The 2,454-nt window shown below is 40.3% G+C and carries 2 protein-coding genes; both read left to right on the forward strand.

Features of this window, described 5'->3' with window-relative positions; translation table 11 throughout:
* The first annotated feature begins 575 nt into the window (after positions 1–575).
* Entirely contained in the window at positions 576–1,145 is a 570-nt protein-coding gene (locus HMPREF9304_RS01740) for an FKBP-type peptidyl-prolyl cis-trans isomerase (protein WP_036926107.1), read from the forward strand.
* A gap of 45 nt (positions 1,146–1,190) precedes the next feature.
* Entirely contained in the window at positions 1,191–2,267 is a 1,077-nt protein-coding gene (gene aroC, locus HMPREF9304_RS01745) for a chorismate synthase (RefSeq protein WP_036926108.1), read from the forward strand.
* Positions 2,268–2,454: the final 187 nt, after the last annotated feature.

A 2,454-nucleotide genomic window follows, 5' to 3' on the forward strand; every position in this document is an offset into this window, starting at 1 on the left:
ACTCGCGTAAAAACAACCAACAGCAAAGTTGGTCGCAAATACGCTAAAAATGAGCGAGGTTTATAATTCTCTGTTATTAAACATGTTACGCATAATCAACTTCTTTCCATTCCTATTTTTACCATTTTTTGGCGACTAACCCATTGAGATAAGCCTGCTATTTGCATGCTTTAATGGGGTTGAAGTATGTGAATAATGCCTCTAATGCATGTTTCCAAGACCGTTAATTCAATATTTCAACTTGAAAAGGCATCTATTTTGTTAAAATCAGTCCATTTTTGTATACAGCTTGCCTATTGATTTTTTCTATTTTGAAGATTTTGATTGTTCGTTTTTTGGTAAAATAATAGGACAAAAACAACAAATGGCTTTACCAAGGAGGAGAAGTATTAAAAGATGCGACTCATTTATTGAAGGGACATTGTTGTAACAACCAATGAAACAGAGAAAGCTCTAAAGAAAATGCACTTTTCTTTATTCCCACGAGCTTGTATATCGCAATTTTTATGTAAATTTGCAGTAATATATCTTTTATATAATGAATAACAAACATTTCTAATCTCACAACAAAACCAATGGAAAAGAAAAAGAATCAATTTATAGCGGTGACTTATCAACTCTATACCCTCAATAACAACAAGAAAGAACTCGTAGAAGAAGCCACTGCGGAAGTCCCCTTTCAGTTCATCAGCGGCTTCGGCATTACCTTGGATCATTTTGAAAATCAACTTATCGATCTTCAACAAGGTGATGAATTTAATATCAAACTTACGCCTGAACAAGCCTACGGAAGTTTTAAGGAAAAGAATATCTTTGATTTAGAGAAAGAGATTTTCACTGTTAACGGAAAGTTTGACGAAGAAAATATCTACGAAGGTGCCGTTGTCCCACTTCAGAACGAGGAAGGAACTCGATTTATGGCAAGGGTGATGGACATTTCTGACGCAAGTGTAAAGGTAGACTTGAATCATCCATTGGCAGGAAAAGAACTTGAATTTAATGGCAAAGTTATCGAAAATCGTGAGGCTACCAATGAAGAAATTGCTGCGATGGTGAGTCAAATGAGTGGAGGAGGATGCCAATGCGGAGGTGGCTGTGGTGGTGGTTGCTGCCATGATAGCAACGGTTGTGGCGGTCACTGCTAATAAACATCCAACTAATAGAAATCAATTGTCAATCATCTGAAGCCTATGCGTAATACCTTTGGACATCTTTATACCCTCACAACTTTCGGAGAAAGTCATGGAGAAGCTGTTGGGGGCGTTATCGATGGCATGCCGCCAGGCATTGTTATTGACAAGGATTTTGTGCAACACGAATTGAATAGACGGCGTCCGGGGCAAAGCCCTATCACCACCAACCGACAAGAACACGATGTGGTTAGTTTTCTCAGTGGCATTTTTGAAGGAAAGTCTACGGGTGCACCCATCGCTTTTATGGTTGAAAATACCAATCAACACACGAAGGATTACGAATCGCTGAAAAACCTTTATCGCCCTTCGCATGCCGATTACACTTACCAACAAAAGTATGGTTGTCGTGATTATCGTGGCGGAGGACGCACTTCGGCTCGTATTACGCTTAGCAGATGTGTAGCAGGTGCCTTAGCCAAATTAGTGTTGCAAACACATGGGATTCAGATTCAAGCCTACGTTTCACAGGTTGGGCAAATTGCTTTACAGCAAGATTATAGGTTATACAATCTTGACAAAACCGAAGAGAATGCCGTCCGATGCCCCGATGAGGAGAAGGCAAAGGAGATGGAAGCACTGATAAGACAAACGAAGTTGGATGGCGACACCATCGGTGGCGTAGTGACGTGTGTCATTAAAGGATGTCCTGTAGGGTTGGGAGAGCCTGAGTTTGGCAAGCTCCATGCGCAACTCGGTGCCGCAATGCTCTCTATCAATGCAGCAAAAGGTTTTGAATACGGTGAGGGTTTTGCGTTTGCTACGCAACGAGGGAGCGAGATGAATGATTCTTTTTCTATGAAGAATGGTAACATACACACAAAAACCAATCATAGTGGTGGAATTCTTGGAGGAATAAGTAATGGAGAGGATATCTATTTTCGCGTAGCTTTCAAACCCGTTGCTACCCTATTGCAGTCGCAACAAACAGTAGACGTTGCGGGCAGTAAGGTTACTTACAAGGCGCAGGGGCGTCATGATTCGTGTGTCGTTCCTCGTGCTGTACCCATCGTTGAAGCGATGGCGGCTATGGTCTTATTGGACTCGTGGATGCTACATCAGGCTATATTGAGGTAAAGCAGAAAATAAATATGCACGTAATATAATAATTAACATCTTTTTTTGATAAGAATTTCAGAAACTTTTGTAGATTTGCAGGCACTAAATGAAGTTTGTGAAAATCTCAATTTAGTTGAGTTAAGTCTAATTTCATTAGTGTCCCTTTAAAATCGGGACCAGTTAAATATTAATCAAATAACCCCAG

Origin of the sequence: Hoylesella timonensis S9-PR14 (assembly GCF_000762405.1) — a bacterium.
Taxonomy (GTDB): domain Bacteria; phylum Bacteroidota; class Bacteroidia; order Bacteroidales; family Bacteroidaceae; genus Prevotella; species Prevotella timonensis_A.